Origin of the sequence: Maricaulis salignorans (genome assembly GCF_900103475.1) — a bacterium.
Lineage (GTDB): Bacteria > Pseudomonadota > Alphaproteobacteria > Caulobacterales > Maricaulaceae > Maricaulis > Maricaulis salignorans.
Map to the genome: position 1 here is coordinate 14,921 of NZ_FNHG01000004.1, position 12,697 is coordinate 27,617.

Annotated in this window: 11 protein-coding genes; 5 read left to right on the forward strand and 6 right to left on the reverse strand. The window is 64.7% G+C overall.

The annotated features are described in order from the left end of the window. Positions 1 to 8: 8 nt before the first annotated feature. Positions 9 to 1,460, forward strand: a complete 1,452-nt coding sequence (locus BLT42_RS04745; protein WP_091767613.1) for a tetratricopeptide repeat-containing sulfotransferase family protein — start codon at positions 9 to 11, stop codon at positions 1,458 to 1,460. A gap of 36 nt (positions 1,461 to 1,496) precedes the next feature. Here BLT42_RS04745 and gyrA read toward each other — a convergent pair whose 3' ends face one another. Further along, positions 1,497 to 4,304 carry a DNA gyrase subunit A gene (gene gyrA / locus BLT42_RS04750; protein WP_091767616.1) on the reverse strand — a complete coding sequence of 936 codons (2,808 nt, stop codon included), beginning with the start codon at positions 4,302 to 4,304 and terminating at the stop codon, positions 1,497 to 1,499. A 318-nt stretch (positions 4,305 to 4,622) separates the two neighbouring features. On the opposite strand from gyrA, the gene BLT42_RS04755 reads away from it, so the two are divergent. Then, positions 4,623 to 5,906 carry a nucleotide pyrophosphatase/phosphodiesterase family protein gene (locus BLT42_RS04755; RefSeq protein ID WP_091768134.1) on the forward strand — a complete coding sequence of 428 codons (1,284 nt, stop codon included), beginning with the start codon at positions 4,623 to 4,625 and terminating at the stop codon, positions 5,904 to 5,906. 18 nt (positions 5,907 to 5,924) lie between these two features. On the opposite strand, the gene BLT42_RS04760 is transcribed toward BLT42_RS04755, so the two are convergent. After that, positions 5,925 to 6,536 (reverse strand): EF-hand domain-containing protein, encoded by a 612-nt coding sequence (locus tag BLT42_RS04760; protein ID WP_091767619.1) that lies wholly within the window; start codon positions 6,534 to 6,536, stop codon positions 5,925 to 5,927. Between the two features lie 321 nt (positions 6,537 to 6,857). Here BLT42_RS04760 and BLT42_RS04765 point away from each other — a divergent pair, with 321 nt between their 5' ends. Continuing rightward, complete coding sequence (locus tag BLT42_RS04765; RefSeq protein WP_091767622.1) at positions 6,858 to 7,418, forward strand: superoxide dismutase family protein; 561 nt, start codon at positions 6,858 to 6,860, stop codon at positions 7,416 to 7,418. A gap of 231 nt (positions 7,419 to 7,649) precedes the next feature. Beyond that, a complete protein-coding gene (locus tag BLT42_RS04770; RefSeq protein ID WP_143024049.1) occupies positions 7,650 to 7,904 on the forward strand; it encodes a hypothetical protein in 255 nt (84 codons plus the stop codon). A gap of 149 nt (positions 7,905 to 8,053) precedes the next feature. Here the strand turns inward: BLT42_RS04770 and BLT42_RS04775 are convergent, their stop codons facing one another. Next, on the reverse strand, positions 8,054 to 8,530 hold the full coding sequence (locus BLT42_RS04775) for a winged helix-turn-helix domain-containing protein (RefSeq protein WP_176780256.1): 477 nt from the start codon (positions 8,528 to 8,530) through the stop codon (positions 8,054 to 8,056). 179 nt (positions 8,531 to 8,709) lie between these two features. On the opposite strand from BLT42_RS04775, the gene BLT42_RS04780 reads away from it, so the two are divergent. Then, positions 8,710 to 10,182, forward strand: coding sequence for a serine hydrolase domain-containing protein (locus BLT42_RS04780; RefSeq protein WP_091767630.1), 1,473 nt, complete (start codon positions 8,710 to 8,712; stop codon positions 10,180 to 10,182). Here the strand turns inward: BLT42_RS04780 and BLT42_RS04785 are convergent. From BLT42_RS04785 to BLT42_RS04795, 3 genes are read right to left on the reverse strand one after another with little or no spacing between them, the layout of a single operon-like run. Next, on the reverse strand, positions 10,179 to 10,652 hold the full coding sequence (locus BLT42_RS04785) for a DUF2269 family protein (protein WP_091767633.1): 474 nt from the start codon (positions 10,650 to 10,652) through the stop codon (positions 10,179 to 10,181). The genes BLT42_RS04780 and BLT42_RS04785 overlap by 4 nt on opposite strands. Continuing rightward, the gene (locus BLT42_RS04790; RefSeq protein WP_091767636.1) at positions 10,652 to 11,947 is read right to left on the reverse strand and encodes an SDR family oxidoreductase; all 1,296 of its coding nucleotides are present in this window, start codon (positions 11,945 to 11,947) and stop codon (positions 10,652 to 10,654) included. Before BLT42_RS04790 ends, BLT42_RS04785 begins: the two co-directional genes overlap by 1 nt. Positions 11,948 to 12,004: 57 nt before the next feature. Next, positions 12,005 to 12,697 carry a hypothetical protein gene (locus BLT42_RS04795; protein WP_143024050.1) on the reverse strand — a complete coding sequence of 231 codons (693 nt, stop codon included), beginning with the start codon at positions 12,695 to 12,697 and terminating at the stop codon, positions 12,005 to 12,007.

Below are 12,697 nucleotides of genomic sequence, written 5' to 3' on the forward strand. Positions count from 1 at the left end.
AGGATCCGATGGCCACGCCCGGTGAGTTACGCAACCAGGCCATCGCCGCCCTGAAGGCCCGCGACCGGCCGGCCTGTCTCGCAGCGCTCACCCGTCTGAACGCGCTGGAATCGGATACCGCCCTGCCCTGGCAGGCGCTGGCGCGGATGGCTGATGCGCTCAATGCCTGCGACCTCGCCCAGACCCTGTCCGCCCGGGCGCTGGCGCAGGGCCCGGGGCAACTCGCCGACCACCTCACCCATCTCGCCCTGATGGCGAAATGCGGCCAGGTCGAGCCCGCCCTCGACCGCGCGCGGGCGCTCAGGCCCGCCCATGGCGACCCGCCATCGCTCAATCACCTCATCGGAGTCCTGGCGGCACAAATGGGCGAGAATGACGCCGCGATCGAGGCGCTGCGGGCGGCGCTCGAGCAGGCTCCGCTGAGCGGTGCCAGCTGGATCATCCTGGTCTCGGCAAAACCCGTCACCGCGGATGATGCCGACTACAGGCGACTGGCATCACTGCGTCCAGACTTCGCCGGCCAGCCGCCGGAAGTTCACGCCAGCCTGCTCTTCGCGCTCGCCAAATGCCGGCATGATATCGGCGCCCATGATGACGCATTCCGCGATTATCAAGCGGGCGCAGCGATCATGCAGACCTTGCGGCCCTGCCAGAGCGGGGCGGCATCCGCGCTCGCGCGTCAGGTGATCCATGAATTTGACCGCGCCGAAACGGGGCTGAGGCCGAGCCAATGCCGGTCCGATCGCCCGATCCTCGTTACCGGCTTGCCGCGCTCGGGAACCACACTGGTCGAACAGATACTGACATCACATCCCGCCATCAGCGGCGGCGGCGAGCTCAACCTGCTTTCCGCCGCACTCGCGCCGGTTGGCCAGCTTTCGATGGCGGCAGCGCGCCGTTTCGAAGCGGCGGACCGGGGCGGCTGGACCGGGATCGGCAACACCTATCTGGACATGCTCACCGCACGCTTTGGCCCTGAAGGGCGGATTGTCGACAAGAGCCTGAACACGGCACCGATGACGGGATTGATCCGCCACGTCCTGCCCGATGCACCGATCATCTGGATCCGGCGCACCCCGGAGGACGCGGCCCTCTCCTGCTTTCGGACCTGGTTCAGCCAGGGCATGGAGTGGAGCTGGTCACTGACCGATATCGCGGCGAAGTTTCGGGCCGAGGACCGGCTCTATCACCACTGGGCCGGCCTGTATGGCGAGGCCATTCTGACGGTGGAATATGAGGCCCTGATCGCCGAGCCCGCCGCCCAGATCGCGCGCATGCTCGCCCATTGCAAACTCGATGCGCATCCCGGTCTCGAGGCGTTTCATCAGACCCGGCGCGCCGTCACGACCGCATCACGGGCACAGGTCCGCCAGGCCCTGCATGCGGGCTCCATCGGCAGCGCCCGGCATTATCGCCAGCAGATGGAGGTTTTCCGGACCGCCTATCGAGGCGATCGGTGAGCCCGCCAAATCCGGCAGGCTCACCGATCGCATTGACTAGTTTTCGGAGGCGTCGCCGGCATCGGAGGCGCTGGCGTCTGGATGGCCATCAAGGCCGCCATCTACGCCGTCATGCTCCTCGTCATCCTCATCGCCTGCATCCTGGATGCGCACGACGGCGACGACATTCTCTTTCTCATTGAGCCGGATCAGACGCACACCGCGGGTCGAACGGCCCGCTATGCGCACCGTGTCGACCGGGAAGCGGATCAATTGCCCGCCATCGGTGACCGCCATGATCTGGTCGCTGTCATCGACGGAGAAACTCGCCGCCAGTTCGACACCGCGCTTGAGATCGGTCGCGGCAACGCCCTGATTGCCACGTCCCATGACGCGGTAATCATAGGCGCTGGAGCGTTTGCCCATGCCATCGACACCGACGGTGAGGAGGAATTCCTCGGCGGCGCCCAGCTCGGCGATACGCTCCGGCGACAGGGCGGCAATCTCGCCCTCATCATCGCCATCAACGGGCTCGGCCACGGCCTGGTCATCACTCTCATCGCCGAGCGCGAGGCGCATGGCGGTGGCGTGTTTGAGATAGGCGCGCGCTTCCGGCGAGGTGACATCAACATGGTTGAGGATCGCCATCGAGATCAGGCTGTCGCCCTCGGCCAGACGGATACCGCGCACACCGACCGAAGACCGGCCGGCAAAGATGCGGACATCATCGACCGGGAAGCGAATGGCGCGGCCGCGATTGGAGACCAGGAAGACGTCATTGTCCTCGGTGCACAGGCGCACGGCGACAATGCTGTCATCCTCTTCCAGCTTCATCGCGATCTTGCCATTGCGATTGACCTGGACGAAGTCGGACAGGCGGTTGCGGCGAACCGTGCCGCGTCCCGTCGCGAACATCACATTCAGTTCGCTCCAGCTGTCCTCGTCCTCCGGCAGCGCCATGATTGAGGTGATGGTTTCACCCTGGTCGAGCGGCAGGAGATTGATCATCGCCTTGCCGCGCGTGTTCGGCGCGCCCAGTGGCAGGCGCCAGGCCTTGGTCTTGTAGACCATGCCGCGATTGGAGAAGAAGAGCAGCGGCGCATGGGTCGAGGCCACGAACAGGGTCGTGATGAAATCCTCATCCTTGGTCGCCATGCCCGAACGGCCCTTGCCGCCGCGGCGCTGGGCCCGGTAATCGGACAGCGCCGTACGCTTGGCATAGCCGCCATGGGTGACGGTGACGACCATCTCTTCGCGCGGGATGAGATCCTCGTCCTCGAAATCGAACTCGCCATCGATGAAGATGGAGCGGCGCGGGGTTCCGAAATTCTCGCGCACATCGGTGAGTTCGTCGCGGATGATCTCGATCACCCGATCCCGCGAACGCAGGATGTCGAGCAGATCCGCGATCTGTTCGGCCAGGGTTGCCGCTTCATTGCCGAGCTCGTCGCGGCCCAGACCGGTCAGGCGGTTGAGGCGCAGCTCGAGAATGGCGCGCGCCTGTTCCTCGGTCAGCTTCAATGTCCCGTCCGGCTGCAGCACCGAGCGCGGATCCGCGACCAGGCTGACCAGCGGAGCGACATCATTGGCCGGCCAGGCGCGGGCCATCAGGCCTTCACGCGCAGCGGCCGGATTCGGCGCGGCACGGATCAGGGCGATGACTTCATCGATATTGGCGACGGCCAGAGCCAGACCGACGATCACATGCGCACGATCGCGCGCCTTGGCGAGATCATGCTTGGCACGGCGCGCCACAACTTCTTCGCGGAAACGCAGGAATTCCTTGAGGATATCCATAACGCCGAGCAATTGCGGACGACCGCGCACCAGGGACAGCATATTGGCGCCAAAACTCGTCTGCATCGGCGACCAGCGATAGAGCTGGTTGAGGATGACATCGGCATTGGCATCGCGCTTGAGCTCGATCACGACACGCATACCGGTGCGGTCGGATTCGTCGCGCAGATCGGCAATGCCTTCGATCTTCTTGTCGCGCACAAGGTCGGCGATCTTTTCGATCATCGTCGCCTTGTTCACCTGGAAGGGGATCTCGTGAACAATGATCGCCATGCGATCCTTGCGCACTTCCTCGACGGTGGTCAGCGAGCGCATGATAATCGAACCGCGCCCGGTCGCCACCGAGCTGCGGGCACCGGAGCGCCCCAGGATCTGGGCGCCGGTCGGGAAATCCGGACCGGGAATATGCTCGAGCAATTCCTCTTCGCCCATCAGCGGGTTGTCGAGCAAGGCCAGGGTGCCATTGATCACTTCGACCAGATTGTGCGGCGGAATATTGGTCGCCATACCGACGGCAATACCGCCCGCGCCATTGACGAGAAGATTGGGGAAGCGGGCCGGCAATACCGTCGGCTCGTGCTCCTGGCCATCATAATTCTCGCGGAAATCGACGGTCGATTTGTCGATATCGGCCAGCAGCGCGCTGGCGGGCTTGTCCATGCGCACTTCGGTATAACGCATGGCGGCGGGCGGATCGCCATCGACCGAGCCGAAATTGCCCTGCCCGTCGAGCAGCGGCAGACGCATCGACCAGGGCTGGGCCATGCGGACCAGCGAGTCGTAGACGGCCTGATCGCCATGCGGGTGGTATTTACCGATCACATCACCGACGACCCGCGCCGACTTGCGATAGGGTTTGTCAGGCGTGTAGCCGTTTTCATGCATCGACCAGAGAATACGGCGGTGCACGGGCTTGAGACCGTCACGCGAATCCGGGATGGCACGGCTCACGATCACGCTCATCGCGTAATCGAGATAGGAGGTGCGCATCTCGTCTTCGATGGAAATATTGCCAACGCCTTCCGGAAGACCGGGCGGCGGGGTCAGAACATCATCGTGATCGCTCAAGGCGGTCCTCTCTCATTCGCGTCGCTGCCGGGCCCAAAACCCCGCTGCGCAAAGCAAAACGCCGCCTTGTATCGAGCACACAGAATCGGTGCGTGAATCAGGCGGCTTTCCTGTCACCAACACTTAACAATCACAGGCCCGTAGGGCAAATGCGCTCGGCGGTAGCGTCGGCTGGCCGGGACCGCTCCTGAGGCTGACAAGAAACTGTCTCGCAAGGGTGCTAATCGGGGAAGGCTTGCCAAAACCGGCGCAGTGTCGAAACCTGCCGCTCAAACGCATCAGCTGGCGGAAATCGCCTGGCCAGACGGGATGATGATCATGACCAACCCTCGCCTGTTCTTTCGGGCCATCACCGGCTTCGCGCTGCTCGCTCTCTCTGCCTGCGCCCACACCCCGGCGCTGCCGGTGGTCAGCGAGGAGCCGATCGTGCTGATGATCGGTCTCGACGGGCTGCGCCCGGATGCGATTGACCGCTGGGATGCGCCCAATTTGCGCGCCCTGGCAGCGCGAGGCGTGCGGCCGCAAAGCATGTATCCGGTGATGCCGTCCAAGACCTTCACCAATTTCTATTCGCTGGCGACCGGTCTCTATCCGCAACATCACGGCATGGTCTCCAACGCGCCCTATGACCGCAGCTATGACGAGGTTTTCTCGAACCGGAATGGCGGCCCGCAGGATCCGCGCTGGTGGGGCGGCGAACCGATCTGGATCACGGCCGAGCAGCAGGGCGTGCGCTCGGGCATCATGTTCTGGCTTGGCTCCGAGATCGAGCATGACGGCATCCGCCCCACGGTCTGGCACACTTATGTCCACGAAATGCCCTATGAGGATCGTGTCGCCGAAGTGCTGTCATGGTTTGACGCCCCGGCCGACCAGCAGCCGCGCCTGGCCGCCGTGTATTTCGACCATGTCGACACCATTACCCATGGCGCCGGCCCCTTCACGCCCGAAGAGGGCGAAGCCGTCTCCCGCGTCGATGCGCTGGTTGGCGAGCTGATTGACGGCCTGACCGCGCGCGGCCTGATCGACCGCACCAATATCATCATCGTCTCCGATCACGGTATGGCGGAGGTCACGATGGAACGCTCCGTCGCGCTCGACACGCTGGCCGATCTGGACGGGCTCTTCATCCCGGAATTTTCCGGGCGGTATGGCCCCGGGCTCGAACCCTATGTGATGGGCTATGGAGACAGCGCGGCGGTCGAGCGGGCCTATGCCGCGCTCGATGGCGCCAATGAACATGTCTCTGTCTATCGCCGCGGCGAGATGCCCGGCACCTGGCATTTCGACCATCCCGACCGCGGCCCCGACCTCTTCATTCTGGCGGAGCCAGGCTGGCTGCTGACGCGCAGCGATGCGGACCTCTCCGGTCCGTGGCCAGCGGGCATGCATGGCGCGCACGGCTATGACAGCCGTGACGAAAGCATGGGCGCGACCTTCATCGGTGCCGGTCCGATCTTCCCCCGGGGCACGCAGCCGGACGCCTTCGAGAACGTCAATGTCTATCTGATGATCGCCTGTGCGCTCGGCCTTGACCCGGCCGTCACCGACGGCGATCCGGCCGTTGTGGCGCGGATCACCGGCGGTCGCTGCCCGGCGTAACAGGACAGGCGCGACGCCCTACTGTCGGGCGGCAAGGAATTCAGCGAGACTGACGCGGTCGTCCTGGTCCGTGTCCAGATCCGTGAAGGCCTGATCGACGCCGCTACGGGCGCCGGATTCCGCACTTTCCATCACACCCTCGACGAATTCGGGGTCGAGCATGTCCTCCTGCAAGGAAGGGCCAAACTGGGCCATGGCCTCGGTGATGGACCCCATCGCCTCGCTGCGCAGCCCCTCGCCCAACCGGCCATCATCGGTCAGACCGGCCGCATGGTAGAGATCGACACGATTGAAATAGCCGTCACCATCGGCATCGAGCCGGGCGAAACTGTTTTCCGGATCCTCCCGATTGGCGGTCGCCGGCTGGAGCGGCAATAATGTGCTGGCGGCCAGGCTGGTGGCGAGCAGGGCGGTGAGGGTGAGAGTCATGGGATACTCCGTGAGCTGGGTTGGCAAACGGGCCCAGGGGCGCCGGACGGGACTCACGGGATAGGTCTCCACGAAATGCCGGACCACCTCACTGGCGGTCATGCCCTTTTCACGGCACGCCTCCATGAAGGCGCGCTTGGCGTCAAAGCCAAGGCGAACCTCGAGGGATTCGGATTGTTTCTCGTGTCGTCCTGTCACCATGGGTCACGCATCTCCACTTGTCTGGCCGGCGCTTCGGCCCGAGCCGGACTCAAACGCCCTACCCGGCCGATGAAAACAAATCGCGCGTCCCGATGCACGCAAAACCGTGTCCGGACAGGATTAAATTACTGAAATACCTCGGTCACTTTCCGGCGTCCGGCGCGTCACCCACCCCTGGCTTTGCGTCGCCGGTCTGGCTTCATCGGCCCCGCCTCGCCCGCTCCTGGCTGGAGCCCGCCTGCGCCAATGCTGGCCGATCGGGCCCGGGCAGCGTAGAGCTGAGGCCTGACAGAAATTGCCCGCAGCAAATCGGAGGCTCCCATGATCCCGCGCATCCTGATCGCAACCACTTGCGTCCTGCTTCTGCCCGCCACAGCGTGCAGCCAGGCCGAGACACCGCCAGCCGCAGCCATCGAAACCGCCAGCGGTGAGCTGATCATCCGCGACCGCAGCGCTGCCGGCTCGGCAAGCCTGCACCAGGGGCGTGAAGGCGTTGTCATCCGTATCGAGGCCGATGACCTGCCACAGGATGCCCGCAATCAATGGCATGGCGTCCATCTGCACAGTATTGGTGATTGCTCGTCGGAGGACTTCACCTCCTCGGCCGGCCATATCAACCCGTCGGGGCGCCAGCACGGCCTGCTCAACCCTGAAGGCCCCGACAATGCCGACCTGCCCAATATCTGGGTCGATGGCGATGGCTCGATCCGGGCCGAGGTCTATACGACCCGCGTCAGCCTGAATGGCTCCGACGCCCTGCCCGCCCTGCTGGATGAAGACGGTTCCGCTCTGGTGATCCATGCCGGCAGCGACGACCAGACCAGCCAGCCCATCGGCGGCGCCGGCGCGCGCATTGCCTGCGCCGTGATCACAGCCACCTGATGCCGGGCCCTGGACGGGCATGATTCTCTGAAGAACGGGCGAGCAACCAGGGGCGCGCTTGGTGGCGCTTGATTCGAACGACCCCCGCCATGCCCCCAGGACCGGTCCCGTCACCCGCCCGCCAGGCCATAACGTGTAGCGGTCCAATACAACCCTAGACTCGGTTTCGATTCCGTATAACGTTTGCGGTGCTGCAGCGTTAGATTGCAGTGAAACCGGAGGAGAATACCGATGTTACGTAAAACAGTTCTGGCCGCCGCTGCGGTCGCAATGCTTGGCGCAGTCAGCATCAGTGCCGCCCTCGCCGGGGGGCCGGGAACTTTCTACGAATACACGTATTACAGCGATGCGACCCTGACCGAGGATGTCGGATATGCCTCGGAATACTGCCATGGCAGCCAGGTCCTGATGGGCCAGGCGGTCGGTACCATCACACCGTATTACACCCGCTTTCCGCTCGGAAACTGCTCGGGCGGTCCGGACTGATCCGGTCACAGGCTGAAGGGCGGTCCGCATCGCGGGCGGACCGTCGCTTCCGGTCCATACCGTGCTTGCCGGCTCGCTTGCCGCGCGCCGTCTCTGTGCCAGACCGACGGAGCGGCCGGGACATGTCAAAGCGCTGCCGTCAGCCTTTGTCAGTCGGGCAACGCAGGCAGGTCGTCGATTTCGTCCGCGAGTGGCGCCGCGTCGCTCCGGATCTCGAATTCCCGCTCGACGATGCGGGTGCCGAACAGGGCGTACAGCACAGCGCAACACAGAACCGCCGCGACAAAGCCGGCGATGAAGCTGTTACGGTCGAGGCCAGACAATAACGCGCCCAGCGAGGCGGATGACCGCTCGCCCGCCGGCAATCCTGCCAGAACGCCCGGTGCCGGATCGAGCGCCAGCCGATAACCGATGCGCGGCAGGGTGACGATCAGGTCGGCGCGCCCCAGCAAGCGGCGCAGGCGAGAGATCGCCTGGTTCAGCGCTTCATCGGAGCCGTCCTCATCCCACACGGTTTCCAGAAACTCATCGCGCGTCACCGGCGCCCCGGCCCGCCGCACCAGCAGATCAAGCACGCCGGCCAGGCGCGGCTCCAGGCGGTGGCTGCGGCCATCAATCTCCAACACACCGCTACGCAAATCGCAGACGGCCGCGCCGATCTGAACCGTGGTTAGGGCAGGCGAAGGGTGCGATGGACGAGCGCTGGGAATAGACATTATCTTCTTTCGGAGAGGTTTTGGTCAGGACAGTGAGGGAGTGATTTTCTAGGCCTCAAGCCTTAGCACAAATCAGGAAAGCCCCGTCCATGAAAGCTCTTTCATCTCCCCTCGCCCTCGCCGGCCTCAGTCTCAGCCTCGCCTGTTCGGCCGTGGCCCTGAAGCCCGCCACAGCCCTCGCCGCAAGCCAGGCCACAACTCGAACCGAGATCCAGGACGCCGCGCTCGAGGCCCGGCTCCAGGCCCGGTTCGACGCGCTGGCCGAGGCCGGCTTCACCGGCTTTGCCGCAATTTCCCGTCATGGCGAGATCATTTTTGCGCAAGGTGCCGGCCTCGCCGACCCGGCCACAGGCCGCCCCTTCACCCTCGACACCCAGTTCGATATCGGCTCGATCACCAAGAGCTTTACCGGCATGGCCATCGCCGCCCTGGTCGATGCGGGCCGCCTCTCCCCCGACGCGATCCTGGCGGATTTCTTCCCGGACGCCCCGGCCGACAAGGCGGCCATCACGGTGCAGCAATTGCTCACCCACACGGCCGGCCTGCCCGATGCCGTCGGCGATGACTTCTCCGAGGAGGACTGGGCCAGCGTCCGCGACACGATTTTCAATGCAGAGCTGCGCCACGAGCCGGGCTCGGCCTATCGCTATTCCAATGTCGGTTTCACGCTTCTGGCCGCGATCATCGAGGTGGTGACCGGTCAAAGCTATGAGGACTATCTGATCAGGGAAATTCTCGCGCCTGCCGGGATCGAACATACCGGCTATATGGCGGTTTATGATGACGCCCTGGCCGCGCGCAGCCGTCATGGCGAAGCGGTGATCGACGCGTCCTGGGGTGGCCATGCTCCAAACTGGCATCTGATGGGCAATGGCGGACTGGTCTCGACACCACGCGACATGCTCGCCTGGGAGGCGGGCTTCCACAATGGCAGTCTTGTCTCGCCACAGGCCCGCGACCTGGCGATGACGCCGCTCGTCCGCGAGGGCGAGGGCGCGGCCTCCTTCTATGGCTATGGGCTGGTCGTCGAGGATGATGCCGAGCTCGGCCGCATCTATTGGCACAATGGCGGCAATCCCTCCTTCAACTCACATTGGCGGGTTCTGGCGGATCAGGGCTATGAAATGTTTGCCACCACCAATCAGCGCGCCATCTCGGCCGACACGGTCATCGCGGCCCTGGTCGCAGCCCTGATGGACCAGGATTTCCAGGTGCAGCATCCGCGCGAGGCCGGTACCGACCCCGTCGCCCTGCCCGACACGGCCGGCGGAGCCGCTGCCGCCGATTTTCTCGCCATGATCGCCAGCGATGATGAGGCGGTCTGGCAGGATTATGTCCTGAACCGGATGAGCGGCGACATGCGCGCCGTCGCGCCGATGGACGGGCATTTGGGGATGATGCGGCAGCTGCATCGCGATTTCGGTCAGAGCGAGACCATTGCCGTCTTCGAGACCGAAACCGCCATCACCCTGTCGCTGCGTGATCCGCATTCGGGTGAAACCATCCCGGTGGTGATCGAATACAATGCCGAGGGCCAGGTGACGGGCCTGATGATCGGCTAGCCCCAGGCCGGCCGCGAGACCATCAACGCAAAGATCATGATCAGCGCGAGGAAGGCCGGCCAGCCGAGCAGGAACCAGATCCGCATCAGGCGGTGAACGCGGTCGGGCACAGGCTGTCCGGCCGCGACCGCCTTGGTCATCAATTGACGGACTTTGAGCTGGATCCACACCACGGGCAGCCAGCAGGCGCCGATGAAAATATAGAGCCCGTAACTGATCATCAGCCAGGGCGCGGTGAGCGGCCAGCCGGCCAGATGCGCCAGTGCGATACCGGTCAGGGGCTGGGCGATGACTGCACTTGTGGTGAAAATCCAGTCGGCGAGCACGACATGTTTGGCGGCCAGCGCGAAGCCAGCGGCATCGCCGGAACGCCAGGCCATCAGCATGAAGAAGGCAATCGCGGCACCGGAGCCGAACAGGACGCAGGCCGACAGGATGTGCAGCGTCTTGACGATCCAGTAGGCTTCCATCAGCGCTCATCCTCGGTGGCGGCGATCATCAAGGCCAGCGCCATCATCGGGAAGACTTTCAGGATCGGTCCGAGCGCGTCGGCCCACAGCGATGGCAGTGTCAGGCTGAGCGCGAGAATATAGGCGAATGTGCCGGCAATCATGATCGCACTGATCAGCCTCACCCGCCATTTGGCCAGCATGGCCAGGCCCATTGAGAGATCGAAGGCGGATCCGAACCAGAGCAGGAAAGTCTGCATGGCCGGTTCATAGCCGGCCGCCTGGAGCACATCATAGGCATCACCACGCGCAATCGTCAGCGAGAGAATGCCGGTTATCAGCCAGTAGAGGCCCAGCACCCAGCGCGCGACGGGACGGGCAAAGCCGAGCCGGGCGTGCCAGCGGTCCTGCAGGCCGGCCGGGGCGCTGGCGAGACAGGCGTCGAAGCCGCGCGGCGTCGCGCCGGTCGCAGCGATCCAGTCAGAAGGGTCGCCCTCGACATCGAAATCGAGTTGTTTCAGTGCCGTCGTCCGCATCGAGGTGCGCACGCCCAGCCAGCCCAGCGCATCGCCAAGCCCAAAGGCCGGCGCGGCGAGCCAGCGCGGCACATGCCAGATCCGGGTTTTGCCAAAACCGAGCCAGCGGCGATAGCCGCGCACCAGCTCGTCCATCGAGACACGCTGCGGTCCACCGACATCCCAACTGACCCGCGCGGGCGCATCGGGCTGCACCAGGTCACTGATCGCGGCGCAGAGATCCTCCATCCCGATCGGACGGAAGACCTGTTTCCCGCCGACCACGGGGGTGAGCCAGGGAAGACCACACAGCGCCCGCACCAGGGCCGTCCCGCCATAGACGTTACGGGCAATCACCAGTGAGGGTCGCAGGATGACCCAGTCGAGATCGAGCGCCTTGAGGGCCGCCTCGCCATCCTGTTTGTCGCGCGCATAGGCCGAGCCGGACGCGGCGTCAGCCCCGACGGCCGAAATGTGGATCACGCGGCGTACGCCAGTCTCGGCGCAGGCGGCAAACAGGGCGGCGGCGCCATCGACATGGGCCGCGCGGCTATGATCGCCAAGCCCGTCCTGCAGGACGCCCACGCAATTGATCACCGCATCAATCCCGGCCAGACGTGGCCGCCAGTCCGCAGCGCCGTCATGACGGAAGTCGCAGGCAATCCAGTGAAGATCGGGGGCGAGGCTGCGCGCCCTTTCAATGCCGCGGCCGGCCGCGGTGACGGTATGGCCCTGGCGGCGCAGGTCGGCGGCGATGTGCGAGCCGATAAAGCCGGTCGCTCCGGCGATTAGGATATGCATGGCCGACCGCTCCCCCTGCACTCGCTGATCGGTCTGGTCGCGCCCCGATCGCGTCGCCTATTGCGCTGACGCCGCCTGGCCTTCGCGGATCATCGCCAGATTGGCATCCAGATTATTGCTGATCGCCGCGCGCAGGGCTGGCCAGACGGCTTCAACCTTGAGCCATTCGGCCCCGGGCATGTCGGCCTGGTTCACGGCGGCGAAATAGGCCGCATTCCCGTAGGAACAGGCCCACCAGGGTGAAGCCTGGCTGGTGAAGATCTCACCCGATGCGATGGTGGCGGCGAGCGCCGCCTCGAGCCGCGCCGGATCGGAATTCATCAATTCGGTGACCTCAGGCCCGGCATATTCAGAGGCCGCGCCGACGACGTTCAATGCGGAGGAGTCGATACAGCGCGAGGCATCGTAAATCGACCGCGCCCGTCCGAGGAAATAGGCCTGCAGGGCCCGGTCAGGATCGGTGGCCACGGTCAGACGTGCGACCTCAAACAGGAAAAAGGGCGGATTGATATCGCGCCGCTCCCATAATTGCTGGGCAATGGCCGGAGATTGCCCGGTCTCGGTATTGCGCAGGGCTGACAGCGTCACAAGGACATCGCCCCAGGCCGCATCGCCGACGACAAACTGGGCTTCACCGCCCTCCGTGTCGACCGACATGATCCCCGGGCGGCGCAGATTGGCGTCGCCGCTCTGGGACCAGGCGGGTGCGGCCAGCATGAGACAGGCCAGGATCAAGATCATTCTACGCAT

What these genes read in the sequence shown, in the direction of transcription:
- BLT42_RS04790 (WP_091767636.1), bottom strand. Translation starts at nt 11,947, where the DNA reads ATGCATATCCTAATCGCCGGAGCGACCGGCTTTATCGGCTCGCACATC.
- BLT42_RS04770 (WP_143024049.1), top strand. Translation starts at nt 7,650, where the DNA reads ATGTTACGTAAAACAGTTCTGGCCGCCGCTGCGGTCGCAATGCTTGGC.
- BLT42_RS04755 (WP_091768134.1), top strand. Translation starts at nt 4,623, where the DNA reads ATGACCAACCCTCGCCTGTTCTTTCGGGCCATCACCGGCTTCGCGCTG.
- BLT42_RS04785 (WP_091767633.1), bottom strand. Translation starts at nt 10,652, where the DNA reads ATGGAAGCCTACTGGATCGTCAAGACGCTGCACATCCTGTCGGCCTGC.
- BLT42_RS04765 (WP_091767622.1), top strand. Translation starts at nt 6,858, where the DNA reads ATGATCCCGCGCATCCTGATCGCAACCACTTGCGTCCTGCTTCTGCCC.
- BLT42_RS04760 (WP_091767619.1), bottom strand. Translation starts at nt 6,536, where the DNA reads ATGGTGACAGGACGACACGAGAAACAATCCGAATCCCTCGAGGTTCGC.
- BLT42_RS04795 (WP_143024050.1), bottom strand. Translation starts at nt 12,697, where the DNA reads ATGCGTAGAATGATCTTGATCCTGGCCTGTCTCATGCTGGCCGCACCC.
- BLT42_RS04745 (WP_091767613.1), top strand. Translation starts at nt 9, where the DNA reads ATGGCCACGCCCGGTGAGTTACGCAACCAGGCCATCGCCGCCCTGAAG.
- BLT42_RS04780 (WP_091767630.1), top strand. Translation starts at nt 8,710, where the DNA reads ATGAAAGCTCTTTCATCTCCCCTCGCCCTCGCCGGCCTCAGTCTCAGC.